Origin of the sequence: Variovorax glucosi, from assembly GCF_051216695.1 — a bacterium.
Lineage (GTDB): Bacteria > Pseudomonadota > Gammaproteobacteria > Burkholderiales > Burkholderiaceae_C > Variovorax.
The window spans coordinates 1-1,207 of sequence record NZ_JBPJZE010000213.1; the positions used below are offsets into that span (position 1 = coordinate 1).

Genomic DNA, 1,207 nt, shown 5'->3' on the forward strand with positions numbered 1-1,207 from the left:
CCAGCCAGGCAGGTGCGACTGCACGATCTCGAAACCCGGTGCGAGCCACGCGATGCAGCCGAAGAGTTCTTCCAGCGTGGCGTCGCGCGGCGGTGTCGCGGCCATGCCGAACACGATCTCAGGCTCCAGGCGCGGCTGGCAGAGCCTGTCAAGGCTCACCTCGCCGGTGCCACCGCTGCTGCGCGTGAGCGTCGTGTTCCACACGGTGCCCCAGATGGGCGCGTAGACCTCGTAGCGAGGCCAGATCGTGCGGTTGGTGAAACCGATCTTGTAGCCGACAGGCCGCTCGCCGCGACCGGTGCGAAGCGCGCGCAGGGCCAGCGCCTGCTGATAGGCGGCGTCGACGTCCGCGGCGATCGGCAGCGCGCGATCGGCGGGCCACAGGAGCCCCTGGTCGTAGTGGTCGAGAACGGCTTGGGGTGTCATGCATCAACCTTGCTGCGGCACTGTCTTCTTCGGCGGCGAGACGCGCGGTCGCCTGAACGGCCCAGCCACCTTCTCGAGCCATGGATCGCACACGGCCCGCAGCCCGGGGTCGACGTTGAACTGGGGATCGCGCGCGTCGAAAAGGATCGATCTCTTCGCCTGCGCCCGCACCAGCGCGAAAGCGTCCTTCTCGGAGCGGCTATTGTCGAACATCAGCGTCATGTTGGCGATCTGCGCCGCATGCCCCACGGCTGCCTGCGTGCGGGGAAAGCGCTCGATGAGCTTCTTGCGGTCCACGTCGTGGCCGCCCTGCTGCTTGCGCGTGCTCACGCGGAAGACGGACATGTCCACCGAGATCAGGCCGACAAAAAGCAGCACGACGAAGTAGCCCGCCTCCTGCATCGCGCGGATGTCGTCCGCCTTCGACTCATGGCCGCCGCCGGGCAGCGGCTTCCAGTGGGAGAAAACGGTTTCGAACGCGAAGGGCATGCGCTGGTCCATCACCAGGCTCTTGAAGGCGCGCACGCCTTCCTGCGACAGGATCTGCCATTTCTCGTCGTCGTCGCGCAGGCGCTGGGCCCAGACGGGGATGTGCCCCGTCCTGGGGTCTGCATCGGGCAGGATGGACATCATCATCCGGTCGGCGTTGACCAGCGGCATCCGCAGCGACGCCGCCAGGCGCGAATACCAGAGCGTCGATTTGCCGGACCCGTTGTGGCCGGCCAGGACGAAGGCCACCGGACGCGGGCCTTGCGTCTGCTCCAGGAGCTTTTCGAGCTTG

The 1,207-nt window shown here is 67.2% G+C and carries 1 protein-coding gene and 1 pseudogene; both read right to left on the bottom strand.

Annotated features, from left to right (window positions below; all coding sequences use genetic code 11):
* Positions 1-426, bottom strand: a pseudogene (locus ACSFA3_RS24380) (2-keto-4-pentenoate hydratase); the annotation flags it as partial.
* A gap of 3 nt (positions 427-429) precedes the next feature.
* Positions 430-1,207: zeta toxin family protein (locus ACSFA3_RS24385; protein ID WP_435507957.1), on the bottom strand; the 778-nt coding region annotated here is incomplete at its 5' end.